Consider the following 25,124-nt stretch of genomic DNA (forward strand, 5'->3'; position numbering starts at 1 on the left):
TGTCAGGTCAAGGGCGTCGGAACCGGCCGAGGAGGGCGCCGGCGAGCAGCGCGACGGCGAAGGGGGCGTCCTCCCGCAGGTAGCGGCGGGCCAGGCGGCGCGGCTCCAGGGCGAGCCGGTGCAGCCACTCGCCGCCCACGCTCTGCAGGGCACGCGGGGCCCGGCTGAACCGGCCGGCCGCCATCGGGATGGCCGCGCCGCACCCGAGGAACCAGGCGGCGGGCAGCCCGGCCCGCAGGCCCTCGATGACCCGCTCCTGCTTGGGGAAGCCCAGGCCCACCAGCACGAGGTCGGGGCGGGCCGCGAGCACCCGCTCCGCCACCTCGCGCCGCCCCCCGAGGTCGGTGTCGAAGCCGTACGGCGGCGAGTGGGCGCCCGCGATCCGCAGCGCGGGGCTGCGCGCCACGAGCGCCGCCGCGGCGGCCTCGGGCACGCCGGGGTCGCCGCCCAGCAGGTAGACGGAGCGGCCGTCCGCCGCGGCCCGCGCGGACAGGGAGTGGACGAGCGAGGCGCCGGTCACCCGCTCCGGGATCGCGGCCCCGGCCAGGCGGCCCGCCCACACGACCGGCATGCCGTCGGCGACGACCAGCTCGGCGCGGGCGACCAGCGCGGCCAGGTCGGGGTCTCGGGTGGCGGCTCTGACGATGTCCACGTTCGCGGTGACGATGGTGCCGCCGCGGCCGTCCGCCCACGCCCGGGAGACGTGCTCGGCGACCGCCGTCTCGGTGAGTGCCAGGATGTGGACCGCTCCGACGCGCACGCGCGCCGGTGGGCCGGTCGTGAGGAAGGGATCCGCCGGAATGGTGTCGCTCCTTCGCGCTGGCCCACCTGACTTCACGACCTTTCACGAAATAATCGGCATAAGAGACAAAGCCGTTACCTAAGGCGGGCGCGGGATTCCCGGGCGCCGGTCGAGGATCGCTCGACCAGCCCGGGCGAGGGCTTCCGGTGGGGCGGGCGGGCGGCGATCATGGGCGCATGAGAGTGGAGAGAGGCGCGTTCGACGGGGTCCTGATCTTCGTCCCGACCCCCCACCACGACGACAGGGGCTTCTTCACCCGCACGTTCGACACGATCTTGGCCGCCGAGCACGGGCTCGACCCGGCCGCGTTCGTCCAGGACAGCCAGTCCCGCTCGCGGCTCGGCACCTTGCGCGGGATGCACTGCCGGCTCGGGCGGGGCGAGGCCAAGCTGGTCAGGTGCGCCCGCGGGGCGATCCACGACGTGCTGGTGGACGCGAGACCCGGGTCGCCCACGTTCGGCGAGAGCTGGAGCGTGGTGCTCGACGACAAGGAGTTCGCCCACCTGTACGTGCCGCCGGGCCTCTTCCACGGCTACCAGGCGCTGACCGAGCAGGCCGACGTGTGCTACCGGATCGACAGGGAGCACGACCCGGCCGAGGACCTGACGGTGCGCTACGACGACCCGGACCTCGCCATCGGCTGGCCGCTCCCGATCACCGCGATCAGTGCGCGGGATCTCGCGGCGGGCTCGTGGAAGGAGGCGCGGGAGCGCCTGCTCGGCTGAGCCCGCCCCGCGCGGCGGGAGTCGCGGCGCGAGCCTCGCGCAGGAGGGCTCCCGCCGCCCCCACCAGCAGGAACGACAGCCCGGTGATCACCGCGTACGAGCGCAGGTCGAAGGTGGCCGCGCCGATCAGCGGCACCACCAGGCAGGCCGCCAGCGTCAGGCCGAGGTCGCGGCCCGCCGGGTCGGCCAGCAGGCGCCTGGCGCGCAGCGCCGACCAGATGCCCGCCGCGAACAGCCCCGCGAAGGCCAGCACGCCGATGATCCCGGTCTCGACGGTGGTGAGGATGTACTGGTTGTCGAAGACCAGGTACTTCGGGGCGTACCAGGTGCCGAGCCCCCGGCCCAGCCAGGGGTGCCGGCCGATCTCGGTGGCGGCGGTGGCGTAGTCCATGGTCCGCCAGCGCAGGCTGGAGTCGTTGGAGATGTTGGTGAACAGCGCGACGATGGCCCCCAGCACGCCCGGCACCACGAGCTTCACCCCGGCGAGGAAGACCAGCACGGCGCCGGCCGCGAGCAGCCGCCGCACCTTCGGCCAGCCGACGAGGAGCACCACCGCGGCGCCCGCCAGCCCGACGAAGGCCGAGCGCGACACCGAGAACACCATCCCGGCCGCGATCAGCGCCGCGCACACCCACCACCGCAGCGACGGCCGGCCCCGCTCGCGCGCCTGGAACGCGAAGTGCAGGGCGATCGGCAGGATCATCGCGCACATGACCGCGAACTCGATGGGGTGCCCGGTGGTCGCCGCCACCCTGCTCAGGCCGTTGCGCTCCAGGATGAACAGCTCCTGCTGGGTGAAGCGCAGGCCGGGCAGCACCATGTACGTCGTCGGGTCGAAGCCGAACAGGAACTGCACCGCCCCCACCACCCCGAGGACCGCCCCCATCACGGCGACCGTCTTCAGCACCAGGTCGAGCCGGTCCCGGCCGCGCACCCCGTCCACGACCAGCAGCACGACGCCGATCATGGCGAACGCGGTGATGAGCATGTGGTCGGCCAGCTCCACCTCGTCCCGGGGCAGCGCGCCGGCCGTCGCGTAGGCGTACGAGGCCAGCAGCGAGGCGGCGTACCCGAACACGGCGGAGCGGACGAGCGTGCGGCCCTTGGCGGCGCCGAGCGTGCCGGTGAAGTGCGCGCACAGCCACCACACCAACGCGAACAGGCCGACGGACTCGGCCGGGGTGATCGCGAAGGACAGGCCCCGGTACACCAGCCGGGCCGGGACGATCATGAGGATGACGGCGAACACGACGCCGAGCGTGGCGCCGTCGGCCCGGTGCGGCCCCGGCAGTGCGGACGGCAGGGCCCGGGTCCCGGCCGAGGAGGCGGTGGGCGAGGCGGTCGAGGCGGTCGAGGCGGTCATGCCGCCCGCCGCCGCTCCAGCGCCGTGGCCACGCTCTCCGCGGCGAAGCCGGCGGTGAGGCCCGCGAACAGGCCGAGCGCCAGCACGGCCGCCGCCGTCCGGCTCTTGCCGCCGCGCTGCTCCAGCGGGCTGGTCGGCGTCACCATCTCGGTGAGCTTGATGTACGTGCTCGGCGGCGCCTGGAGCAGCTGCTGGCGGGCGGCCATCTCGATCTTGGCCTGCTCCACCAGCTTGACGACGAGAGCGTGCGCGACCCGCGCCGACGGGCTCTTCGCCTCGACGATCACGAAGGGGCCGTTGGCCAGCAGCTCGGGGTTGGCGCTGCCGTTGTGGACCACGTACGTGGTGTCGCCGCCCGGCGGCGCGCCGAGCTTCGCCGCGGTCTCGGGTGCGCTGAGCGCCTGGAGCAGGATCGAGGCGGAGACGTTGAGCGCGCCGTCGTAGTTGAGCAGCGGGTTGACGCGGGGGTTCGGGTAGTCCGGGTTGGCTGGAACGCTCCCGCCCGTGACGGGCACGGTCAGGACCAGCACCGCGCTCGACTGGTAGACGGCCGGGACCGTCCGGTAGACGGCGAACGCCACCCCGAGGGAGAGCAGGAACGCGGGCAGCGTGACGTACCACCGCCGGAACACGACCAGGACCGTCCCCCAGAAGTCCAAGGTGCTTCCTCCCCCGTACCGGAAAACCTATGTCTCCCACCAAATCATCGTTTATTGCGGTATTGGGGTTACCGGGGAATTTGTAACGAGACAACGGTGCCGGGCGATGTCACTGCCGGGGCATTTCGCGTCCATTCAGGGGTGGGGAGCACCGATGCAGCACGTGCAGAGCTTTATCTTCCGCCGCGACGAACTCCTTCCGCTCGCCGACGGCCTTCGGGAAAGCTTTCTCAAGGCCAGCCCGTTCCGGCACGTCGTCATCGACGACTTCCTGCCCGCGGACGTCCTGGAGCCGGTGCTCGCCGAGTTCCCCGAGCCCCGTGACCCCGAGTGGCAGCGGTTCGACAACGCCAGGGAGATCAAGCTCGCGCTCGCCGACACCGAGCGCATGGGCCCGGCCACCCGCCACCTGCTGGCCGAGTTCAACGGCCAGGTGTTCGTCGACTTCCTGGAGCGCCTCACCGGCATCGGGCACCTCGTGTCCGACCCCCACTACGACGGCGGCGGGCTGCACCAGATCCGGCCCGGCGGGTTCCTGAAGGTGCACGTCGACTTCAACCGGCACCGCAGGCTCGACCTCGACCGCCGGCTGAACGGGCTGCTCTACCTCAACAAGGACTGGGAGGAGTCGTACGGCGGCCACCTCCAGCTCTGGGACAAGGACATGACCACCTGCGAGCACCGGATCCTGCCGGTGTTCAACCGGTTCGTGCTCTTCGCCACCACCGACGACGCCAACCACGGCCACCCCGAGCCGCTGACCTGCCCGGACGGCCGGGCACGGCGCTCCATGGCGCTGTACTACTACACCAACGGCCGCCCGGACGAGGAGAAGCTGGACGAGCACGACACCAAGTTCAAGCAGCGGCCGGGCGAGGAGTGGAAGAGCAGCCTCCGGCAGACGGCCAGGCGATGGGTGCCGCCCGCGCTGGCGGACCTGGCCGCGCGCCGCAGGTAGCCGCGGTCCCACGCAGGGTCAGCGGCCGTTGAGACGCACGACGTCGATGGGGCCCGTCTCGTCCGGATCGGCGGACGGGGCGGGCCCCGAGCCGTTGCCGGGCGGCTCCGGCGCCAGGTCCTCCGACGGCTTCCCCTCGGGCTCGCCCTCGCCGGAGGAGACCGGGGCGCGCGGGAACAGTCCCCGGCGCGCGACCGCGTACGCCGTCCCGAACCCGGCCACCAGCCCGAGCAGCAGCCCGCCGACGACGCCCTGGAGCCTGGCCGAGCCGTCCGCCTCCGGTGGGAGCCGTACGACGTCCTCGGCCTGCACGAACGTGATCGGGTGCGCCTTCAGCTCGTTCTGCCGGTCCTCCAGCTCCTGCCGCAGCCGCTCCTGGGTCGCCGACAGGACCTTGCCGGCCGTGGCGGGCGAGTCGCTCTCGACCTGGACGTAGATGAACGGGCCGGTGGTCCCCACGCCCAGCAGCGTCGGGTTGCTGCGGCCGTCGTCCACGGTCAGGTCGGTCGGCCCGTCCTCGGTGGCGCCGACGGACGCGAACACGTCGGAGGTGTTCATCGCCAGGATGAGGATGCTGGCGGTGGTCCGCAGGTCGTCGGTGAACTGGAGCAGGGGGTTGGTCTGCGCGACGGGCTTGGTGCCGTCGATCGAGCCGCCGCCCGACGGGGTGACGAGAACCATGGACGCGCTGGTCACGTACCGCTCGGGCATCATCAGATATCCGGTGGACGCCAGGGCCACGGCGAGGACGGCGACCGGGATGGCGATGAACTTCTGCCGGGCAAGGCCGAGAATGGTCGTCCAGAATTCCATATATCCCCTGCCCGATAAGCACAGCACCGGGGGCGCCACAAACCCCCGGAAGACCGTTCCAATGAAACATCGCCATTTCCCGTACGCCCGTTACATCCACTTTGTTACGCCAGCCCGTTCTGACGCGATGAACTGCACAGTGGCCGAAAACCGGCCGATGCGGGGGTGGGCATGACATCGGGGGAAAGTGTGCCGTCCGAGCAGCCCGGCAGGCTGGGCGGGCTGGACGGCATCCGCGGCCTGGCCGCGCTGTTCGTGGTGCTGCACCACTGCCGGCTGCTCTCCTTCCCCGGCTTCCCCGCCGACACGGGCCCCGCCTGGGCGAGCTGGCTGCTCTACGGCCACTTCGCCGTCGTCGTCTTCATCACGCTGTCCGGCTTCTCGCTGGCCGTCTCCCCCGCCCGGTCCGGCTGGCGGCTCGGCGGACTGGGCCGGTTCGCGCGTCGCCGCGCGTGGCGCATCCTGCCGCCGTACTGGGCGGCGCTCGTGTTCAGCCTCGCGGTCGCGTGGGCGCTGGTGCCGCAGCCGGGCCAGGGAGCGCCCACGGCGAAGAGCGTGGTCTTCCACGGGCTGCTCGTGCAGGACCTGTTCGGCTCGCCGAGCCCCAACGGGGCGTTCTGGTCGATCGCGATCGAGGCGCAGCTCTACTTCGCCCTCCCGCTCCTGCTGCTGGTGGTGCGGCGGCTCGGCGCGGTGGTGATGGTGGCGGCCGTCACCGTCGTCGTGGTGGCGGTGGGCCTGCTCTCGGACGCGGTGCCCGCGGTGGGGACGCTGATGCGGCTGACGCCGCAGTTCGCCGTGCTGTTCGCGGCCGGGGTGCTGGCGGCCGGGGTGCTGCGCGCGCCGGTACGGGCGCCGGTCCTGGCCGCGCTGCCCTGGGCCGCGCTCGGCGCGGTCGTCCCCGTGGCCGTCCTCGTCGCCGTCCAGGGCCCGGTCTGGACGGTCGCCCACTTCTTCTGGGTGGACCTGGCGCTCGCGCCCGCGGCCGGGCTGCTGCTGGCGGCCGTGGCGGGCGGGCGGCCGAGGCCGCTGGTGCGGCTGCTCGACAGCCGCCCGATCCGCTCGCTCGGCTCGTTCTCCTACAGCCTGTACCTGGTGCACGCGCCGGTCGTGGTCGTGCTGCACCACTTCGTCGTCGCACCGCGCTTCGAGCCGGGCGTGACCCGGTTCCTGGTGCTGCTCGCGCTGGCCGTGCCGGTCTCGGTGGTGTTCGCCCGGGGGTTCGCCGCGCTGTTCGAGCTGCCGTTCCAGCGCCACCGCGGGACGGCGGCGCTGCTGACGGCCGTACGGGAGCGGCTGACGCGGGCGCGGCCCGTCCCCGAGGCGCCTGGGGAATGACGGCCCCCGGGGAGTGACCGGAGTCAGCGGCCGACCAGCGCGGCGCCCAGGCCGGCGAGCCGGCGGCCCCGGCGGACGGCGGCCGTGCCGTGCCTGCGCACGTACATGCGGGCCACGAGCGCGCGGCCCCTCCGACGCTGGGCGGGGCTCAGCCCGACCTCGCCGAGCGCCCGCAGCAGCTCCCTGCACTGGAGCAGCGTGGAGACGCGCACGTGCCAGGCCGGGGTGCCGAGCTTGCGGGCGATGTCGGCCATGCGCTGCGCCTCCCAGTCACGGCCGGCGAGGACCTCGGGCACGTGGCCCCAGGGGCCGGCCAGCGCCATCCGGGCGGCGAAGATCTCGTCCTCGCGCAGCAGGACGGGGCCGCGGTCGACGGCCATGACGCGGGTGCGGCGCATCAGCGCGTACAACGGGTCCATGGCGAACGGGTCCTCGTTGAGCATCCGCAGCGACTCGGCGAACCGGTCCACGGGGTCGTCGGACAGGTAGCCGGTCCCCGTGTACGGCGCGGTCCGCGTCGTGCCGTCCGGGCCGGTGTACGCCTGCTGGGTGGTGACCAGGAGCAGCCGCTCGTCCCGGGCGAAGACCTCCAGGCAGCGGGAGACGTAGTTCGGCGCCAGCCAGTTGTCGTCGCCGGCCCACCGGTAGAACTCGCCCCGGGAGCGACGGATCGCGTCGCTGAAGTTGCGCAGCTGCCCGATGTTCTCCGGCTGCCGGTGGTAGACGATCCGCGGGTCGGTCGCGGCCCAGTCGCGGCACACCTCCTCGGTGCGGTCGGTCGAGGCGTTGTCGCAGATGACCAGCTCGATCGCGCGATGGTCCTGCGCCAGGACCGAGGTGATCGCCTTCTCCACGCGGGCGGCGCCGTTGTGGACGGGCAGCCCCACGGAGACCAGCGTGTCGTCGAATGCCATCAGGCGCTCCTTCTGACGAGCTTGTGCAGCGCGGCGCCGGGCACCACGACCAGGACGAAGAGCAGCAGCCCGGCGCCGCCGGCGACGGCGAGCCGCACGAGCGCGGGCCCGCCGGAGGTCAGCGAGTCCAGGACGAGCATCAGCGCGCCCGCGGCGACCGCCCCCACGGCGGGCCGGACCAGGGCGGGCAGCGCGGGCGTGACCCGCACGCCGGCGCGGTGCAGGACGAGCAGGGCGACGGGGAGTGCGACGACCACGGCCACCAGCGCGTGCGCGACGGCCGCGCCCCTGATGCCGCCCAGGTGCGCCCCTGCCACCAGCGCGGGCAGCAGCACGGCGGCCCACCCGAGGTTGAGCCACACGGTGGTCCTGGTGGCGCCCAGCCCGGTCAGGATGTCCACGGCCAGGAACGAGATCAGCATCCGCACCACCATGAGCACGGCCAGCCAGCGCAGCACGCCCGCGGAGAAGTCCCACCGCTCGCCGTACAGCAGAGTGACCAGGGGGTGCGCGAGGACGCCCATGACCAGCGCGGGCGGCAGCACGAAGGCCACCATCACCGGCACGGACCTGCGCACCCCCTCCGACAGCGCCGCCGGGTCCTCCGCCAGGCGGGAGAAGCTCGGCAGGGAGACGTAGCGCAGGGCGGTGCCGATGATGCCCGGCACCCAGCTCGACACGTTGAACGCCAGCAGGTAGTAGCCGAGCTGCTCGGACCCGAGCACGTCCCCGACGACGACGTAGTCGGCGTTCATCAGCACCGCTTCGAGCCCGAACCCGAGCGCCGACGGGATGCCGAAGCGCAGCAGCCGGCCCGCGACCTCTCGGTTCAGCGCGATCCTGACCGGCACCCAGCCCCAGACGAAGATCAGCACCCCGGTGACCACCGACGCGGCGACCTGCCCCCAGGCGAAGCTGTAGGCGCCCGCGCCGCCGAACGCCAGCGTGATCGCCACGGCGGCGTTCGCCACGAAACCGACCATGATGGCGAGCGTCAGCTTGTCCTGGTCGAAGCGGCGCAGCAGGGCGGCGCTGCGGACCGCGGTGAACGCCTCGACGAGGATGATCGAGGTGAGCAGCCTGACGACGCCCGTGGCCTCCTCGTCACCGGCCATCCGGGCGAAGACCGGGGCGAACACCCAGAAGATCCCGTACAGCCCGGTGGCGAACAGGAAGCTCAGCACCGTGGCCGTGGGCGCGATCTCCTCCAGGCGGCCCCGCCACTGCACGGTCGCCGCCTGGATGCCCACGTCCTTGATGTGCATGACGAGCTGCGTCGCCGCCAGCGCCACCGCGTACGTGCCGAAGTCCTCGGGCGCGAGCACGCGCGCCAGCACCAGCCCCATCGCGAACGAGCCGGCCCTCGTGACGAGGTTGCCGAGAATGCTCCAGCGCAGCCCTCGGCCCGCCCGGGCGCCGATCTCCTCGACGCGCTCCGTCTCGTCCATCCGTGCCTTTCCCGGCCGTGCCTGCTAGGGGGTGACGCGTTCGAGCCAGATCTCGCGCCAGAACGGCACGAACTCGCGCGGGCAGTTGAGGCTGTGCACCCCCTGGCACACCACGCTCTCCAACGTGATGCAGGGGGACTTCATCGTGAGCATGCGGCCGGAGCGCTCGTCGATGCACCGCTCGACGCGGGCCTGGACGCGGACCACCCTGCCGCAGTAGCGCGCCATCTCCTCCTCGAAGCCGAGGCCGCGGTTGAGCATGTCCTCGTTGAGCGTGGCCAGGATCTCCGCCTGCGGCTTGACCCGGACCAGCTCGCCGGGCCTCAGGTCGAGCGAGCCGGTGGGCGTCCGGCCGCGCAGTCCCGGCCGCAGGAACCCCCACCGCCGGCCCTCGCGGAACCACAGCCGGCTCGGCAGGACCCGCTTGCTGGCCGCCTGGAGCCGGTTGAAGATCCCGATGAGCAGCGCGTGGACCGTGCGGACCGGCCCGGCGTTGCCCGAGCGCACGTCGGTGACGTACTGGCCGACGCTGCGTACCGGCAGGCAGACGGGGGCGGCGCGCAGCAGCTCGGTGGCCTGGCACGAATACCGCTCCTCGCCCTCCTCCGTGGCCGGCTTGCGGGTGTTGACCTCCAGCAGCGGAAGGAGCCGCCCCTCCCGCGCGGCCGGGGACGCCTCGCCGCCGCCCCCGACCGGCTTCAGCCAGGCCTCCTTCCAGTACAGGGAGCAGGCCGTCTGGCAGCCGCCGTGCGCCGAGCCGTCGCAGCGCGCCCCGGTCAGGTGCACCGCGCGCTCCATCCGGCGCAGCCCGCTGCGGGTCTGCGTGTCGCACAGCTTGTGCGCGACCTTGTGGACGGTCATCCGGCGGCCGCAGAACGCCAGCATCTCCGGCATGAACGGCAGCCCGTCGAGCTCGCCGCGCTCGTCCAGCGTGGCGAGGATCTCGGCTTCGCCGCGTACCTCCACCACGTCTCCGACCCTGAGGTTCAAGCGATCTCCTTCACCAGTCCGGCGGCGGCCAGCGCCCGCGCGGCGTCCTCGACCGCCTCGAAGGGCAGCCCCGAGCGTTCGGCGACGTCAAGCAGGCTGTGGTCCCCGTCGGACAGGTTCAACACCCATAACATCGCCATCTGAGCCTGTTTTGTGTCACTTCTCCCGCCGAGAGATCCGTAGAGGCCGCGCCGCCCCAGCTGCGGCTCGCCGTACGGGCTGAGGTTGAGGTAGGTGCGCTCCCCCTCCAGCACCCCGACGACCCGCCACAGCGCGTCCAGGGTGTCGGCCATGGCCTCCGGCGTGACGAACCCGGGGTCGTCGGCCGAGGTGTGGTACTCCGGGTAGCCCGCGTACGGGGTCCTGGTGAGGCCGCCGAACGGCAGGTCGAAGCCGGGCGAGCAGAACTGCCGCTCGTCGTAGCCGTACGGCGAGAAGTCGAGCACCGTGTGCGGCCGGTCCCTGAGCACGTGCGTGACGGCCCGGTCGATGCCGGCGTCGCCGCGCCTGCTGCGCTTGTAGGTGAGCGGCCCCCGGTCGCCCGCGCAGGCCAGGGTGAGCCCGTGCCGGACGAGTCCGACGCGGTCCCGGTTGAACGCCAGCCAGGTGATCGCGCCGATGGTGCCCGGCATGAACAGGAACCGGTACGTGTACCGCCGCCCCGGCATCGCGGCCAGCCGGGTCGCCAGGGCCGTGGCCACCGCGATCCCGGCGAGGTTGTCGTTGGCCAGCGACGGGTGGCACACGTGGCAGGAGACGACGACCTCGTCCGGCAGCTCGCCGGGCAGCACGTGCTCGGCGATGGTCAGCGACCCGTCGGCGAGCGTGGAGTCGACCAGCACCTCGTACGGCCCCTCGCCGAGCCCGTCCAGGACGTCCTGGCTGAGGCAGAACCCCCACGTCTCGGCGTAGTAGCCGGTCCGGTAGGGCACCAGGGACGGCTGCTCCGGCAGCGTGTGCAGGCGCGGGCGCAGTTCCTCCAGCGTGAACACGCCGGAGACGGGCACGCTGTAGCCGACCACGTGCAGGTTCGAGGCGCGGAAGTCGATGACCCGCCGGCCCGAGGGGTCCTTGACGTAGGCGTCGCGGATGTTCCATTCCTTCGGCACGGTCCAGTCGAGCACCTGTGTGCCCGTCGGCACCTCGGTCACGGTGAGCGGCAGCCGCTCGCCGATCACGTCGAGGGTGCGGCGGACCCCTTCGCCGGTGATGCTCCGGCAGATCGGGTACAGCCGCTCGACCAGGGCGTGCATCTCCTCGGGCGTCATGGCCCGCGGAGCCCGCGGGGTCACGGCCTCAGCTCGGCGGTGATCTCGCCGGCGGCGCGGCGGTCCGACAGCCTGGCCAGGCGTGTGAAGCGGCGCTCGAAGTCGTGCCTGGTCAGCCCGTACGCGCGGTAGGCGTCCACCAGCTCGGCCGCGCCCTCCTTGACCGTCCAGCGGGCCTCGTAGCCGGGCAGCGCCCGCCGCACGCGGGAGAAGTCCACCCGGTACGAGCGCGGGTCGCTCCCCGTCTCGCCGGTGATGACCAGCGTGGAGCCGGGCACGGCCTCGGCGACCTCGGCGGCGATCTCGGCGACCGTCACGTTGTTGCGCTCCGTGCCCACGTTGAAGGCTCGGGCGTGGACGGCCTCGCGGGGCGCGGTGAGCGCGCGCAGGAACGCCTCGGCGATGTCCCGGGCGTGGACCAGCGGACGCCACGGGGTCCCGTCGGACAGCACCCGTACCTCGCCGGTCAGGTGGGCGTGCCCCACCAGGTTGTTCAGCACGATGTCGGCGCGCAGCCGGGGCGAGAAGCCGAACGCGGTGGCGTTGCGCAGGAACACCGGCGAGAAACCGGCGTCGGCCAGCTCCGCCAGGTCGTCCTCCACGCGCACCTTCGACTCCGCGTACGGCGTGACGGGCCGCAGCGGCGCGTCCTCGTCCACCAGGCCGTCGCCGCCGGAGGCGCCGTAGACCGAGCAGGTGGAGGCGTACAGGAAGCGGCTCGCCCCGGCGTCCCTGGCCAGGCGGGCCAGCCGTACGGAGGCGTGGTGGTTGATGGCGTGGGTCAGCTCGGGCGCCAGCGACCCGAGCGGGTCGTTCGACAGCGCCGCCAGGTGGACGACGGCGTCCACGCCGTCGAGCACGTCAGGGGTCACGTCCCGCAGGTCCGCCGCGTGGGCGGGTGGGTCGTCGGGCACGGGCCCGAGCACGCAGTCGGCGAACAGCCCCGAGTCGAGGCCGACCACCTGATGGCCCGCCTCTCTCAGCACGGGGGCCATCACGGTGCCCAGGTAGCCCTGGTGCCCGGTCAGAAGGATCCGCACGTTCAGTCTCCAGCCAGGTCGATGGTGAGCTTGCGGGTGTGGAAAGCCTCGGCGTAGCGGGCGCCGCACTCGACGCCGCGGACGCGGGCCAGCCCCAGGAACGCCTCCCGGTCGTACCAGGACCGCCCTTGCTGCGACGGGTAGTGGCGCTCCAGCAGGTCCGCCTTGGCCTCGGCCGTCCCGGGGTCCAGCGGCTGGTAGACCGAGGGGCGGCCGAGGTCGCCGTCCCACTTGACGATCTCGTAGCCGAGCGTGAGGTGGTCGCGGAAGACGGTGGGGACCAGCTCGGCCAGGCCGCGGTGGTCCTGGTGCGCGTCGCCGTGCCAGGGGGCGAGGACGAGGTCGGGGCTGGTCTCCGCGCGCAGGTCCTCCAGCGCGTCCTTGGCCTGCTCCCAGTGGGACGGCAGCCGCCCGTCGGGCAGCTTCAGCACCGTGACGGCCAGGTCCGCGCCGGGGCAGAAGGCGGCCAGCGCGGCCCGCTCCTCGTCCTCCCGCCCGGTGCCGCCGCCCGACAGCACGAGCGCGTCCACCCGCACGCCGGGCCGCCCCGAGCAGAGCGTCAGCAGGGTGCCGCCGGCGCCGATGGGGATGTCGTCGCAGTGCGCGCCCAGCGCGACGACCCGGGTCAGCGCGTCCGGCCGGAGTCCCCTCATGCTTCCCACCCCTTCATGCCTCCCACAGCGCCCACGGCCGGTCGCCGCGCTCCCAGGAGCGGTCCAGCTCCAGCCGCTGGTTGACGGTGTCGCTGGGCCGCCAGTAGCCGCGGTGCCGGTAGGCGAGCAGCCGGCCGCGCTTGGCCAGCTCGGCGCAGCCGTCGGCCACCAGGTCGCCGTTCTCCGGGAGGTGGTCGAAGATCTCCTGGCGCAGCACGAAGAAGCCGCCGTTGACCCAGAGCGGCATCGCGCTGACCGGGGTGATGCCGCCGACGACGTTCGCCTCGCTGACGTCCACCACGTGGAAGGTGTTGGTGGGCGGCACCACCATCATGGACGCGCCCGCGTCGGTGGCCGTGAAGCGGCGGATCATGTCGGTCAGCGGCGCGTCGGTCAGCACGTCGGCGTAGTTGGCCAGGAACATCTCCTCACCGTCGAGGTGGTCGCGCACCCGGCGCAGGCGCTCCCCGATGGGCGAGTCCACGCCGGTGTCCACCAGGGAGATCGACCAGCCGGAGATGTCGCTGGACAGCAGCTCCACGCGCCCGTCGCGGAGCACGAAGTCGTTCGAGACCGTCTCGCGGTAGCCGAGGAAGAAGTCCTTGATGTGCTGCGCCCCGTAGCCGAGGCAGAGGACGAAGTCGTTGTGCCCGAAGTGCGCGTAGTAGCGCATCACATGCCAGACCAGGGGGCGCGGCCCGACGAACTGCATGGGCTTGGGCAGGTCCCCGCCCGGCATCTCGCTGCGCATCCGGGTGCCCCGCCCGCCGCAGAACAGGACGACCTTCACGACACCACCTCCAGCTCGGGGATCGGGAAGACCAGCCGGCCGCCCCACTCGCGGACGTAGGAGAGCTGCTCGACCAGCTCGTCACGCAGGTTCCACGGCAGCACCAGCACGTAGTCCGGACGGTCGGCGGCGATCCGCTCCGGCGGCAGCACGGGGATGCGCGAGCCGGGCGTGAACCGGCCGTGCTTGTACGGGTTGCGGTCCACGGTGTACGGCAGCAGGTCGGGGCGGATGCCGCAGTGGTTGAGCAGCGTGTTGCCCTTGCCCGGGGCGCCGTAGCCGACGACCGTGCGGCCCGCGTCCGCCGCGTCGACCAGGAAGCGCAGCAGGTCGCGCCGGACCTTCGCCACCCGCGCCGCGAAGTCGTGGTAGCCGGACAGCTCGTGCAGCCCCGCGGCCTTCTCCATGGCGAGCACGTCCGCCACCCGGTAGGACGGCGAGGCCGTCGGGTCCGGCACCGCCCACAGCCGGATCGAGCCGCCGTGCGTGGGCAGCAGCTCCACGTCCACCAGCGTCAGGCCGCCGCTCGCCAGCGCCCTGCGGGCCGAGGCGACCGTGTAGTACTGGAAGTGCTCGTGGTAGATCGTGTCCCACTGGTTGAGCTCCATGAGCGTCAGCAGGTGCTGCACCTCGATCGAGACCCGCCCGTGGTCGGCCACCAGGGCGCGCAGGCCCCGGGTGAAGCCGATGACGTCGGGGATGTGGGCGTACACGTTGTTGGCGACGACCAGGTCGGCCGGCCCGTGCTCCTCGCGGACGAGGCGGGCGGTCTCCGGGGTGAGGAACGCGGTGAGCGTGGGCACGCCGCGGTCCCGGGCGGCCTGGCCGACGTTGGCCGACGGCTCGATGCCGAGGCAGCGCACGCCGCGCTCCACCACGTGCCGGAGCAGGTAGCCGTCGTTGCTGGCCACCTCCACCACGAACGCGCCGGGCGAGAGGTCCTGCTCCTCGACGAAGCGCCGCGCGTGCTCCACCCACGACGTCGAGTACGAGGAGAAGTAGGCGTACTCGGTGAACGTCTGCTCGGGGGTGATGAGCGGCGGGAGCTGGGCCAGCCAGCACTCCGTGCAGACGCGCAGGTGCAGCGGGTAGGTCGTCTCGGGCTCGTCGAGCCGGTCGGCGGGGAGGAACGACTCGCACGGCGGCGTCGCGCCGAGGTCCACCACCCCGGCCAGGCCGGTGGAGCCGCACAGCCGGCAGGCGGCGGCCACGTCAGCGCACCCCGGCCGGCGCCAGGGCCTCGGCCTCGGCCTCGTAGGCCGCCGCGAGCTCCTCGGGCATCGGCGCGAGGTCGCGGCACCGGACGAAGTCGCGCAGCGTGGTGCCCGTGCAGCGGGCGTCGACGTTGGGCGCGCCCCTGCGCTCGCGCACGTCGGCGAGGTGCACGGTCCGGAAGTCGATGCTGAAGCGGGTCCGGCCTGAGGTGTTGGGCACCGTCGAGTGCAGGTGCGCCCCCGAGAACATCAGCACCCCGCCCGGCTCGGGCACGACCCGGACCTGCGGGTCGAGGTCGATCTCCTCCTCCGGCCTCGGCTGCGCCCGGGTGTCGCCGTGGACGTGCCGGGCGGCGGTCCGCCTGCTCGTCCGGTTCCACTCCGCGTAGTCGTAGCCGGCGCTGCCGTTGCGCACGGGCGTGTCGAAGTAGCGGGGATGGAAGGCCATCACGTTCTCCGGCACCACCCCGAAGACCGGCATCCACCAGTTGACCTGGTTGAAGGGGGCCGAGTACCAGCAGTCGCGGTGCGGGTGGAAGGCGTACGAGATGCCCGAGACCAGGTAGTCGTGCGAGGTGGAGGTGCGTAAGCGGGGCACGTCGAAATAGGTCAGCGACGGATCGCAGCCGCGCTCCTCGATGAGCGCCGGCACCAGCTCCTTGCACCTCGGATGGTGGATGAAGCGCGGCTTCAGCTCGGCCAGCAGCCGGGCGAAGTCCTCCACGGGCATGTCGTGCTGCGCGGTCTCCGGGTCGCGCGCGCCGAACGCGTCGGCGACCAGCTCCTGGGCGAAGCGCACCAGCTCCGTGGCCGCCGGCGAGGCGGAGTGGACGAACAGGTCACCCCGGAACAGCATGTCGCGCCGCCGGTCGTCGGTCACCGTGCTGTTGGAGAGGACGGCCGTCATGTGGAAGATCCCTTTCTCGTGGTATAGGTGCGGAGTCCGGACCGTGGCATCCTGCGATCATGGATCCCCTCTCGGTCGAAGGGGCGTGGCTGCACACGCCACGTGTCCACGCCGACCTCCGCGGCTCGTTCTTCGAGGCCTTCCGTACGGCAGGGCTGCCGCACCCCATGGAGCCGGCGCAGGTCAACTGCTCGGTCTCGCACCGGGGCGTGGTCCGTGGCGTGCACTTCGCGGCCGTGCCGCCGGGCCAGGCCAAGTACGTGATGTGCGTGGCGGGCGCCGTGCTGGACGTGGTGGTGGACCTTCGGGTCGGCTCGCCCGGGTTCGGCCGCTGGGACGCGGTGCGGATGGACGACGAGTCGCGCCGGGCCGTCCTCATCGCCGAGGGGCTCGGCCACGCGTTCATGGCGTTGAGCGAGCGGGCCACGGTCGTCTACCTCTGCTCGCAGCCGTACAACCCGGGCGGCGAGCACGGCGTCCACCCGTTCGACCCCGCGCTGGGGATCGCCTGGCCGGAGGGCGTGGAGCCGGTGCTGTCGGACAAGGACGCGGCGGCGCCCACGCTCGGTGAGGCGCGCGCGGCGGGGCTGCTGCCCGGCTACGAGGAGTGCGCGAAGTTCTACGCCACGCTGCACTGAGGGCCCGCCTCCCCCATCCCGGCCGGGAGCCTCGGCAGCTCCCCGGTCAGCGCGGGCCACGCCGCGCGCAGCGCCTCGCGCCACGGGCGGATCGGCGCGCACCTGGTGTGGGCGAGCACGCTGTTGCCCGGCCGCGCCGCCGGCCGCGGGTACGTGCTGCTCGGGACCGGGCGCACCAGGCCCGGATCGGCCCCGCACAGGGCGTAGACCTCACGGGCCAGGCCCCACCAGGTGGTCTCGCCCGCGCTGGTGCCGTGGAAGACGCCCGGCGGCAGGCCGGACCGGACCAGCCGCAGCACGAAGGCGGCCAGGTCGGCGGCCCACGTGGGCTGGCCGTGCTGGTCGTCCACCACGTCGGCGGCCGTGCCCGCACGGGCCAGCCGGGTCATGGTGCGCACGAAGTTGGGGCCCGCGGCGCCGTACAGCCAGGCGGTGCGCACGACGTGGTGGCCGTGCTCCAGCGCGGCCAGCTCCCCGGCGAGCTTCGTGCGGCCGTAGGCGTTCAGGGGGCGCGTCGGGGCGTCCTCCCGGTACGGCTCGCGGCTCGTGCCGTCGAAGACGTAGTCGGTGGAGATGTGCACCAGCCGCGCCCCGGCCGCCGAGCACGCCTCGGCTAGCGTGGCCACCGCGTGGCCGTTGACCTCCAGCGCCTCGGCCTCGTGCGTCTCGGCGTCGTCCACGGCGGTCCACCCCGCGCAGTTGACCACCACGCCGGGCCGGCAGGCCGCCACCATGTCCCGCACCGCCCGCCGGTCGGTCACGTCCAGCTCGGAGCGGCCCAGCAGCAGCGCCGGCTCGCCCGACTGCACGACGGCGCGCAGCACGTCGGCGGCCAGCATGCCGCCGCCCGTGATCAGCCACCTCACGCGCTCTCCCCTCGCAGGATCGGCTCCCACCAGTCGCGGTGGGCGGCGTACCAGGCGACGGTGTCCTTGAGCCCCTGGTCGAACGGGACGCGCGGGCGGTAGCCGAGGGCCCGCAGCCGCGTGTCGTCCAGGGAGTAGCGGCGGTCGTGGCCCTTGCGGTCCTCGACGTGCTCGACCAGGTCCCAGCCGGCGCCGCACGCCTCCAGCAGGCGCCCGGTCAGCTCCCGGTTGGTCAGCTCGGCGGTGCCCGCGATGTGGTAGACCTCGCCGGGCTCGCCCTTCGCGGCCACGACGTCGATGCCGGCGCAGTGGTCGTCGGCGTGGATCCAGTCGCGGACGTTCAGGCCGTCGCCGTACAGCGGGACCTTCCGGCCGCGCAGCAGGTTCGTGACGAACAGCGGGATGATCTTCTCGGGGTACTGCCGGGGGCCGTAGTTGTTGCCGCACCGGGTGATCGACACGTGCAGGCCATGGGTGACCGCGTACGCGCGGGCGATCAGGTCGCCGCCCGCCTTGGACGCCGCGTACGGGGAGCGCGGCTGGAGCAGCGCGGACTCGTCCCAGGAACCGCTGTCGATCGTGCCGTACACCTCGTCGGTCGAGACCTGCACGACCCGGGGGACTCCGGCGTCCAGGCACGCCTGCATGAGCGTCTGTGTGCCGAGCACGTTCGTGCGGACGAACTCGGCGGCGCCCTCGATCGAGCGGTCCACGTGCGACTCGGCGGCGAAGTTCACCACCAGGTCGTGGCCCGGCACCACCTCGGCGAGCAGCCCCGCGTCGCACACGTCGCCGTGGACGAACGTGTGCCGGACGCCGTCGAGGTTGGCCCGGCGGCCCGCGTAGGTGAGCTTGTCCAGCACGGTCACGTCGTCCTGGCCGTGCGAGCGGACGAAGTGCGAGCCGATGAAACCGGCGCCGCCGGTGACGAGGATTCTCATTCGCCGATTCTCATTCGCCGATTCTCATTCGCCGATTCTCATTCGCCGATTCTCATTCGCTGATGCTCATTCGCTGATCTGCACCTTGCTGTGATCGCCCAGCACGAGGCGGTGGGCTCGGGGAGAGGCGGACGCCGGTGTCACCTCGACGTCGTGGCCGATGAGCGACGACTCGATGCGGCTGACGCCCCGGATGGAGCTGCGGGGCAGCACGATCGAGTACTCGATCTCGGCGCGCGCGATCACGCAGTCCGCCCCGATGGAGGTGAACGGGCCGACGTAGCCGTCCTCGACGCGGGCGCCCGGCCCGATGACGGCCGGGCCCACGACGCGGGAGCGCGTCACCACGGCGCCCGCCTCGACGACGACCCGGCCGATCAGCTCGCTGGCCTCGTCCACCGAGCCGCTCACCCGGGGCTCCAGCGACTCCAGGACCAGGCGGTTGACCTCCAGCATGTCCACGACGTTGCCGGTGTCCTTCCAGTAGCCGGAGATCACCGAGGACTCCACGGGCAGGCCGGCCTCGATCAGCCACTGGATCGCGTCGGTGATCTCCAGCTCGCCCCGCCAGGACGGCTTGAGCTCCGCCACCGCCTCGTGGACGGCCGGGGTGAACAGGTACACGCCGACCAGCGCGAGGTCGCTCTTGGGCCGGGCCGGCTTCTCCTCCAGCCCGACGACGCGGCCCCGCTCGTCCAGCTCGGCGACGCCGAACTGGCGCGGGTCGCTGACCTTGGTGAGCATGATCTGGGCGGCGGGCCGCTCGCGGGCGAACCGGCGCACGATTCCGTCGATGCCGCCGACGATGAAGTTGTCGCCGAGGTACATGACGAAGTCGTCGTCGCCCAGGTAGTCACGGGCGACGAGCACGCCGTGGGCCAGGCCGAGCGGCGCCTCCTGGCGCAGGTAGGTCACCTCCAGCCCGAAGGCCGAGCCGTCGCCGACGGCCGCCTCGATCTCCGCCTGGGTGTCGCCGACGACCAGGCCCACCTCCCGGATGCCGGTGTCCGCGATCGCCTCCAGGCCGTAGAAGAGCACGGGCTTGTTGGCGACGGGGACGAGCTGCTTGGCGGAGGTGTGGGTGATGGGCCTGAGCCGGGTGCCCGCCCCTCCGGCGAGCACGAGTGCTTTCACCTCTAGTAAGCCCCTTCTCCGCGGGTGACGACGGACCACGTCTTCCACAGGATCTGCAGGTCGAGGACGAGTGACCAGTTCTCCACGTAGCGCAGATCGAGACGCACGGATTCCTCCCAGCTCAGGTCGGAACGCCCGCTGACCTGCCAGAGCCCGGTCATGCCGGGCTTGACGACGAGGCGGCGGCGCACGTCCGCGCCGTACTGCGCGACCTCCTCGGGCAGCGGCGGGCGCGGGCCGACGAGGGACATCTCGCCGCGGACCACGTTGACCAGTTGCGGGAGCTCGTCGATGGAGTATCGGCGCAGGAAGGCGCCCACACGAGTGATCCTTGGATCGTTCCGCATCTTGAACAGCACGCCGTCCAGCTCGTTGTCCTGGATGAGGGTGTCCTTGAGTCGCTCCGCATTCACCACCATTGTCCGAAATTTCACGACCTGGAACTCTTGGCCGCCTCTGCCGACGCGGGTCTGGTAGAACAGCGCCGGACCGGGGCTCGTGAGCCGGACCAGCAGCACGACGGCCCACAGCGGCACCGCCATGAGCAGCAGCGCCAGCCCCGCCACGCACCGGTCGAACACGCTCTTGACCACCTGCTTGGCGCCGTCGAACTCGGGGTGCTCCACGTGCAGCAGCGGCATCCCGGCCACGGGCCTGATGCTGATGCGCGGCCCGGCCACGTCCATCAGCGCCGGCGCCACGAACAGGTCGGTGCGCTCGGCCTCCAGGCTCCACGCCAGCCTGCGCAGCGCCACGCCGTCCATCTCGGGGCATGCCAGCACCGCCACCGCGTCGGCCCGCACCCGCGCCGCGGCCTCCGACACCTCGCCGAAGGACCCCAGCACGGGAATCCCTTCGAGGTCGTCGTCCATGCGGTCGGGCGGCAGGCACGCTCCAACGACCCGCATGCCATGGTACGGCTGGCCCCTGAACTGCATCACCAGGTCGAGAATCGCCTCACGGTGACCGACCGCGACGACCTGGCGCAGATATTCGCCGACCGCGCGGCGACGGTGCAACCGCTTGCGCATTCTGTAGCGGAAGTAAAGCGTGGACAGCAGCGCGAGCGGCAGCATCGCCATGACGAAACTCCGCGCGACCGCCGTTTGCGTGGCGTAGGCCCCGATGGCCACGGACGCCATCAAAGTGGCGCCGGCATTGAATACCGCCCTGAACTCCTCCATTCCCTCGCCGTGCGCGCGCTCGCGGTACGCGCCGCCCATCATCAGCACGACCGGCCAGACCACGACCAGCCCGGCGCCGAGCGCGTACTCGACGACCGGGACGAACGCGCCGTACAGCAGCCTGACACCCAGCACGCAGACGCACGCGACCAGCGCGCACGCGGCGTCACCCCCCCACAGCACCCGCAGGTACGCCCGCGTCCAGATGCTCGACGCGTGGTGTGGAACGGCCTCGAGGAGCGCGACATCGGACTCCTCAACCCCCACCCTCATAACACCACCCTGGAACGCTTCCGAATGACATGTCTCGTTGAACAGATCAAAGGGCGGCGACCCCCACTAAAGAGTAAAGATCAATTCCTTAGTGGGGAATAACGACATATGTCCACAAGTGGACGCCGGTCGAAGTGTTCGAGGGGTTGACGCAGCGATCAGCACGTGTTCATGCGTCGTGAGTGAATTGCGGCGGTCAGCGGCTTAAAACGTTAATTACGGCGGAGTTTCGGGCCAGACACAGGTGGGCGGTCTGGGCGGAGGTCGACACATCCGCGAACTTCGCGGCGATGTTGCACATCCAAGCTGCTGTGACTCTTGTTGCGGGTGATCCGCCGCGGATCGGGGACTACTGGCTGGCCGGGCGACTCGGCGCGGGCGGCCAGGGCGTGGTCTACGAGGCGTACGACAGCGCCGGGCGCCGGGTGGCCATCAAGATGCTGCACGGCTCCGACGTGGGCCTCCTGCAGCGCGAGGCCACCGCCGCCCAGCGGATCTCCTCCTTCTGCACGGCACGCCTGATCGACGCCGACCTCACCGGGCCCCGGCCGTACCTGGTCAGCGAGTACGTGGAAGGGCCCAGCCTGGGCGCGGCCGTCCGCGAGGGCAGGGTCTTCACCCCGGGCGACCTGCACCGGCTCGCGACCGGCGTCGCCACGGCGCTGACCGCGATCCACGACGCGGGCGTGATCCACCGCGACATGAAGCCGGACAACGTGCTGCTCGGCCCGGACGGGCCCCGGGTGATCGACTTCGGGCTCGCGCGGACGCTGGAGATGTCGCTGACCGCGACGGGGCTGATCTCCGGGACTCCCACCTACATGGCGCCCGAGGTGTTCACGGGCGAGCGGGCGGGGGCTCCCGCGGACGTGTTCGCGTGGGGCGGGATCATACTGTTCGCCGCGACCGGCAAGGACCCGTTCAAGGCCGAGACGCTCGGCGCGGTCATGCACCAGGTCATGTCGGTCGAGCCCGACCTCACCTGCCTGCCGGAGCAGCTCCGCCCGCTGGTCCACGCCGCGCTGCGCAAGGACCCGCTGCAGCGACCCACGGCCCGCGCCCTGCTGCTCGCGCTGATCCGCGGCGACGGGCGGCTCGACACGGCCCGGCTGCTCGCCGAGGGCGGCCGGGCGTCGCACCTCGCCACGGAGGCGCACGACCCCGGTCTCGGTCCGCTCGCCGAGGAGGCCTACGGCCTGCTCAGCCCCGCCGATCGCGAGCTGGCCGCGCAGGTGTTCCTGCGGCTGGTCACGGTGGACGAGGACGGCGAGCTGTCTCTGCGGCGGGCCCGCCTGAGCGAGTTCCCGGAGGCGCGTGGCGTGCTGCGGGTGTTCGCCTACCTCCTGGAGGTCAACGGCGACGAGGTGCGGCTGACCCGGCCGGCCCTGCCTCACGCCTGGCCCCGGCTGCGCGGCTGGATCGAGGCCAACCGCGACGGCCTCGCCGTCCACCGCGACCTGCTGTCCGCCGCCCGGCGCTGGGACGACGGCGGCCGGCGGGACGGCGACCTGCTCGCCGGGCGCTCGCTGGAGAACGCGCTGCAGTGGGCGGCCACCGGCCGGCGGGACATCACGCTGGTCCGCTTCGAGCGCGACTTCCTGGACGCGGGGGCCGCGCTGGGCCGCCGCAGGGCCCGCAGGACCCGGATGGTGTCGCTGACCCTGGCCGTGCTGCTGGTGGTCTCGCTGGCCGCGACGGGGGTCGCGGTGTGGCAGAGCCGGGTGGCCGACGAACGGTTCCGCAAGTCCGAGGCGGCCAGGATCGCGGCCGCCGCCGGGACCATCCGCGCCACCGACCCGCGCCTCGGCGACCTGCTCAGCGTCGCGGCCTGGCGGCTCGACCCGACCCCGCAGACCCGCAGGGCCATGAACGACTCCCTCGCCCAACGCGAGACCGCCATGTTCCAGGACCCGGTGACCGGCCCCGACACGCTCCGCACGCTCAGCGCCGACAGCAGGACCCTGGTCAGCGTGAGCGGCGGCGAGGCCCGGCTGTGGGACGTGGTCCGCCGCACTCAGGTCGGGAGACTGCGCCTGGACGTCACGGGCACGCCGATCGACGTGGCGCTGAGCCCGTCCGGCGCGGTGCTCACGGTCCTGACGAGCAAGGGGGCGTACGCCTGGGACGTGCGGACCGGCAAGGCCAAGGGCACGTGGCGGTTCGCCAAGCCCATCGGCGGTGACGAGTCCGACCGGGCCGCCGTCAGGTTCGGCACGGTCGACCGCTACGTCATGGTGCGCCGGGACGGTTCCGGCGACATGTTCTGGGACCTGCGGACCGGCCGGAACGCGAAGGTCCCCGGTTTCTGGAACGGCGCGATGACGCCCGACGGGTCGGCGATCTTCATGCGGTACCGCGACGACAAGACGATCGGCAGATTCGCGCTGCCCAGTCTGAAGCTCACCGGCACCAGACCGGCGCAGGAGCCGTGCAAGTACTGCCCCGACCCCCTGGCGGTCACCAGGAAGGGCTGGCTGCTGGAGGTGCTGCCGGGCTGGCGGCTCGGTGCGACCGATCTGGCGGACCGGGAGAACTTCACGACCACCGCGGTGATCGACATCGGCCCCGCCAGCTGGAATCAGGGACGCGTGGTCCTCAGTGCCGACGACAGGCTGCTCGCCTCGGCGACGGAGAAGCAGATCCAGCTCTGGGGCGACGGAACGCTCCTGACCACGCTCACCGTCGGCTCCGCCTCCGACATCACCGAGTGGGCGGCCGAGGCGATGTCGCCGCAGCCGAGATTCGACCCCGGCGGGAAGGTGCTCCGCTACCTCAGCGAGGACCGCGTCTTCTCCCTCGGCATCTCGGCGCTCACCGGCCCGGCCGACCCCGAGGCCACCACGATGGCGATCAGCCCGGACGGCACGCTGAGTGTGGAGAACCGCGGCGGTGAACGGGGCTACAACGCCTACGTCCGGAGCGCCAAGGGGCAGGACCTGCTGCTGCGCGGCGGGATCGACGGCCAGTTCAACCTCACCGGCGCGGCCTTCAGCCCCGACGGCAGGATGATCGCGCTGAGCAGCTTCGAGATCTCCGAGGCCGGGGCCGGCGACGTCGCGAACACGACCCGCCTGCGGATTCACGACACCGCCACCCGGAAGGAGATCAAACGGCTCACCCTGAGCGACGTCGGCGAGGGGTTCCTGCTGGGCTTCAGCCCCGACGGCAGCAAGGTCGCGGTGCAGCTCTCCCTCTCGGACGACTCGACGAAGTCCACGCTCCAGTTGTGGGACTGGAAGGCGGGCCGCGCGCTGTGGTCGGCCAAGCTGACCAGACTGACCGATGTCGCCTTCAGCCCCGACGGGACCCGGCTGGCCGTGCTGGCGCAGGAGCCCCGTCTGCTGGACACCGCCACCGGCAAGCCCGCCGGCCCGGTCTTGCGGGCCGGCGGCCGCACCACCAGCCTGGTGTACGGCGCGTTCACCCGGTCCGGGGAGCTCGTCACCGCGGACAACCGTGGCCGCATCGCGGTCTGGAACCGCGAGGGCTCGCCCCGGACGGTCATCAGCGGCACCTCCGGCAGCCCGACGGCGCCGCTCGCCGTGTCACCGAAGGAGGACCTGGCCGCCCTCGTGGGCGGCGACGGCAAGGTCCGCCTCTACGACCTGGCGCGCGGGCAGTACGTCGGCGCGGTTCTGGACGACGACCGCGGCAACGTCCAGCGGGTGTCCTTCACCTCCGACGGCACCCGCCTGATCACCTTCGACCAGGTCGACCTGCGGCACGAGTATCCCGTCGCGTCCCCGGCCGTGGCCGAGGCCCTGTGCGCCCGCTTCGGACGCACCCTGACCGAGCAGGAGTGGACGGCCAACCTTCCCGACGTCGATCCCGTCTCCGTGTGCGGGGACGACTAGTCGTATTCCAGGTCCGGCAGCACAGACGGCGGGTCGGGGCTGCGCCAGACGACCACGGCCCCGTCCCGCGCCGACTCGCCGGCGTGCTGGAGCCGCTCCAGGTCGAAGTCCGGCAGGTAACGCAGGCGGGCGAGGAAGGTCGCGTCGGTGGCCGACCTCGGCACCACGCAGCCCTCGCCGTCGCGGCCGAGCAGGATGTACAGGACCTCGGCGTCCGTCTCGGCGGCGACGCGGACCTCGACGACGTCCTCCCAGGCGAGGGCTTCGACGCTTCCGTCGGCGTAGTGACGGGTCACACCCTCTTCCGTGACGTACACGTAGGAGTCCGGCATCGCGTTGCCGTGCATGGCCG

23 protein-coding genes are annotated in these 25,124 nt (G+C 72.4%); 5 read left to right on the plus strand and 18 right to left on the minus strand.

The window, feature by feature from the left end; translation table 11 throughout:
• Window positions 1–7: 7 nt before the first annotated feature.
• On the minus strand, window positions 8–760 hold the full coding sequence (locus tag AB0H64_RS08460) for a WecB/TagA/CpsF family glycosyltransferase (protein WP_357621615.1): 753 nt from the start codon (window positions 758–760) through the stop codon (window positions 8–10).
• Window positions 761–978: 218 nt separating this feature from the next.
• Here AB0H64_RS08460 and rfbC (AB0H64_RS08465) point away from each other — a divergent pair, with 218 nt between their 5' ends.
• A complete protein-coding gene (gene rfbC / locus AB0H64_RS08465) occupies window positions 979–1,527 on the plus strand; it encodes a dTDP-4-dehydrorhamnose 3,5-epimerase (RefSeq protein WP_357621617.1) in 549 nt (182 codons plus the stop codon).
• Here rfbC (AB0H64_RS08465) and AB0H64_RS08470 read toward each other — a convergent pair.
• Window positions 1,466–2,890, minus strand: a complete 1,425-nt coding sequence (locus tag AB0H64_RS08470) for an O-antigen ligase family protein (protein WP_357621620.1) — start codon at window positions 2,888–2,890, stop codon at window positions 1,466–1,468. The two genes, rfbC (AB0H64_RS08465) and AB0H64_RS08470, sit on opposite strands and share 62 nt — an antisense overlap.
• The gene (locus tag AB0H64_RS08475) at window positions 2,887–3,549 is read right to left on the minus strand and encodes a hypothetical protein (RefSeq protein WP_357621622.1); all 663 of its coding nucleotides are present in this window, start codon (window positions 3,547–3,549) and stop codon (window positions 2,887–2,889) included. The genes AB0H64_RS08470 and AB0H64_RS08475 overlap by 4 nt, the downstream gene beginning before the upstream one ends.
• A 154-nt stretch (window positions 3,550–3,703) precedes the next feature.
• On the opposite strand from AB0H64_RS08475, the gene AB0H64_RS08480 reads away from it, so the two are divergent.
• On the plus strand, window positions 3,704–4,507 hold the full coding sequence (locus AB0H64_RS08480) for a 2OG-Fe(II) oxygenase (protein ID WP_357621625.1): 804 nt from the start codon (window positions 3,704–3,706) through the stop codon (window positions 4,505–4,507).
• An 18-nt stretch (window positions 4,508–4,525) separates the two neighbouring features.
• Here AB0H64_RS08480 and AB0H64_RS08485 read toward each other — a convergent pair whose 3' ends face one another.
• On the minus strand, window positions 4,526–5,320 hold the full coding sequence (locus AB0H64_RS08485) for a hypothetical protein (RefSeq protein WP_357621627.1): 795 nt from the start codon (window positions 5,318–5,320) through the stop codon (window positions 4,526–4,528).
• 171 nt (window positions 5,321–5,491) lie between these two features.
• Between AB0H64_RS08485 and AB0H64_RS08490 the strand changes: the two genes are divergently transcribed.
• The gene (locus AB0H64_RS08490) at window positions 5,492–6,658 is read left to right on the plus strand and encodes an acyltransferase (protein ID WP_357621630.1); all 1,167 of its coding nucleotides are present in this window, start codon (window positions 5,492–5,494) and stop codon (window positions 6,656–6,658) included.
• A 23-nt stretch (window positions 6,659–6,681) separates the two neighbouring features.
• Here the strand turns inward: AB0H64_RS08490 and AB0H64_RS08495 are convergent, their stop codons facing one another.
• From AB0H64_RS08495 to AB0H64_RS08535, 9 genes are read right to left on the minus strand one after another with little or no spacing between them, the layout of a single operon-like run.
• Window positions 6,682–7,572, minus strand: a complete 891-nt coding sequence (locus AB0H64_RS08495; RefSeq protein ID WP_357621633.1) for a glycosyltransferase family 2 protein — start codon at window positions 7,570–7,572, stop codon at window positions 6,682–6,684.
• The gene (locus AB0H64_RS08500; protein ID WP_357621635.1) at window positions 7,572–9,020 is read right to left on the minus strand and encodes an oligosaccharide flippase family protein; all 1,449 of its coding nucleotides are present in this window, start codon (window positions 9,018–9,020) and stop codon (window positions 7,572–7,574) included. Before AB0H64_RS08500 ends, AB0H64_RS08495 begins: the two co-directional genes overlap by 1 nt.
• Before the next feature lie 24 nt (window positions 9,021–9,044).
• Window positions 9,045–10,010: a hypothetical protein gene (locus AB0H64_RS08505; RefSeq protein ID WP_357621638.1), complete on the minus strand. Its 966-nt coding sequence runs from the start codon at window positions 10,008–10,010 to the stop codon at window positions 9,045–9,047.
• Window positions 10,007–11,302 carry a DUF4910 domain-containing protein gene (locus AB0H64_RS08510; RefSeq protein ID WP_357621641.1) on the minus strand — a complete coding sequence of 432 codons (1,296 nt, stop codon included), beginning with the start codon at window positions 11,300–11,302 and terminating at the stop codon, window positions 10,007–10,009. Before AB0H64_RS08510 ends, AB0H64_RS08505 begins: the two co-directional genes overlap by 4 nt.
• Window positions 11,299–12,318 (minus strand): SDR family oxidoreductase, encoded by a 1,020-nt coding sequence (locus AB0H64_RS08515; RefSeq protein WP_357621643.1) that lies wholly within the window; start codon window positions 12,316–12,318, stop codon window positions 11,299–11,301. The genes AB0H64_RS08510 and AB0H64_RS08515 overlap by 4 nt, the downstream gene beginning before the upstream one ends.
• A 2-nt stretch (window positions 12,319–12,320) precedes the next feature.
• On the minus strand, window positions 12,321–12,971 hold the full coding sequence (locus AB0H64_RS08520) for a PIG-L deacetylase family protein (RefSeq protein ID WP_357621646.1): 651 nt from the start codon (window positions 12,969–12,971) through the stop codon (window positions 12,321–12,323).
• Window positions 12,972–12,984: 13 nt separating this feature from the next.
• A complete protein-coding gene (locus tag AB0H64_RS08525; RefSeq protein WP_357621648.1) occupies window positions 12,985–13,761 on the minus strand; it encodes a glucose-1-phosphate cytidylyltransferase in 777 nt (258 codons plus the stop codon).
• Window positions 13,758–14,972, minus strand: coding sequence for a class I SAM-dependent methyltransferase (locus tag AB0H64_RS08530; protein ID WP_357621651.1), 1,215 nt, complete (start codon window positions 14,970–14,972; stop codon window positions 13,758–13,760). The genes AB0H64_RS08525 and AB0H64_RS08530 overlap by 4 nt, the downstream gene beginning before the upstream one ends.
• 1 nt (window position 14,973) lies before the next feature.
• A complete protein-coding gene (locus AB0H64_RS08535; protein WP_357621654.1) occupies window positions 14,974–15,882 on the minus strand; it encodes a hypothetical protein in 909 nt (302 codons plus the stop codon).
• A gap of 59 nt (window positions 15,883–15,941) precedes the next feature.
• Between AB0H64_RS08535 and rfbC (AB0H64_RS08540) the strand changes: the two genes are divergently transcribed.
• Window positions 15,942–16,520 carry a dTDP-4-dehydrorhamnose 3,5-epimerase gene (gene rfbC / locus AB0H64_RS08540; RefSeq protein ID WP_357621656.1) on the plus strand — a complete coding sequence of 193 codons (579 nt, stop codon included), beginning with the start codon at window positions 15,942–15,944 and terminating at the stop codon, window positions 16,518–16,520.
• On the opposite strand, the gene rfbD is transcribed toward rfbC (AB0H64_RS08540), so the two are convergent.
• The 4 genes from rfbD to AB0H64_RS08560 all read right to left on the minus strand — a co-directional run bounded on the left by rfbD (window position 16,502) and on the right by AB0H64_RS08560 (window position 20,918).
• Complete coding sequence (gene rfbD / locus AB0H64_RS08545) at window positions 16,502–17,386, minus strand: dTDP-4-dehydrorhamnose reductase (RefSeq protein ID WP_357621659.1); 885 nt, start codon at window positions 17,384–17,386, stop codon at window positions 16,502–16,504. The two genes, rfbC (AB0H64_RS08540) and rfbD, sit on opposite strands and share 19 nt — an antisense overlap.
• On the minus strand, window positions 17,383–18,327 hold the full coding sequence (rfbB, locus tag AB0H64_RS08550) for a dTDP-glucose 4,6-dehydratase (protein WP_357621661.1): 945 nt from the start codon (window positions 18,325–18,327) through the stop codon (window positions 17,383–17,385). The genes rfbD and rfbB overlap by 4 nt, the downstream gene beginning before the upstream one ends.
• A gap of 66 nt (window positions 18,328–18,393) precedes the next feature.
• Window positions 18,394–19,461: a glucose-1-phosphate thymidylyltransferase gene (locus AB0H64_RS08555; RefSeq protein ID WP_357621663.1), complete on the minus strand. Its 1,068-nt coding sequence runs from the start codon at window positions 19,459–19,461 to the stop codon at window positions 18,394–18,396.
• Between the two features lie 2 nt (window positions 19,462–19,463).
• A complete protein-coding gene (locus tag AB0H64_RS08560) occupies window positions 19,464–20,918 on the minus strand; it encodes a sugar transferase (protein ID WP_357621666.1) in 1,455 nt (484 codons plus the stop codon).
• A 311-nt stretch (window positions 20,919–21,229) separates the two neighbouring features.
• Between AB0H64_RS08560 and AB0H64_RS08565 the strand changes: the two genes are divergently transcribed.
• Window positions 21,230–24,772, plus strand: a complete 3,543-nt coding sequence (locus AB0H64_RS08565) for a protein kinase (RefSeq protein WP_357621668.1) — start codon at window positions 21,230–21,232, stop codon at window positions 24,770–24,772.
• Here the strand turns inward: AB0H64_RS08565 and AB0H64_RS08570 are convergent.
• Window positions 24,769–25,119 carry a hypothetical protein gene (locus AB0H64_RS08570; RefSeq protein WP_357621670.1) on the minus strand — a complete coding sequence of 117 codons (351 nt, stop codon included), beginning with the start codon at window positions 25,117–25,119 and terminating at the stop codon, window positions 24,769–24,771. The two genes, AB0H64_RS08565 and AB0H64_RS08570, sit on opposite strands and share 4 nt — an antisense overlap.
• Window positions 25,120–25,124 lie beyond the last annotated feature (5 nt).

Source organism: Nonomuraea sp. NPDC050733, assembly GCF_040654215.1.
Lineage (GTDB): Bacteria > Actinomycetota > Actinomycetes > Streptosporangiales > Streptosporangiaceae > Nonomuraea.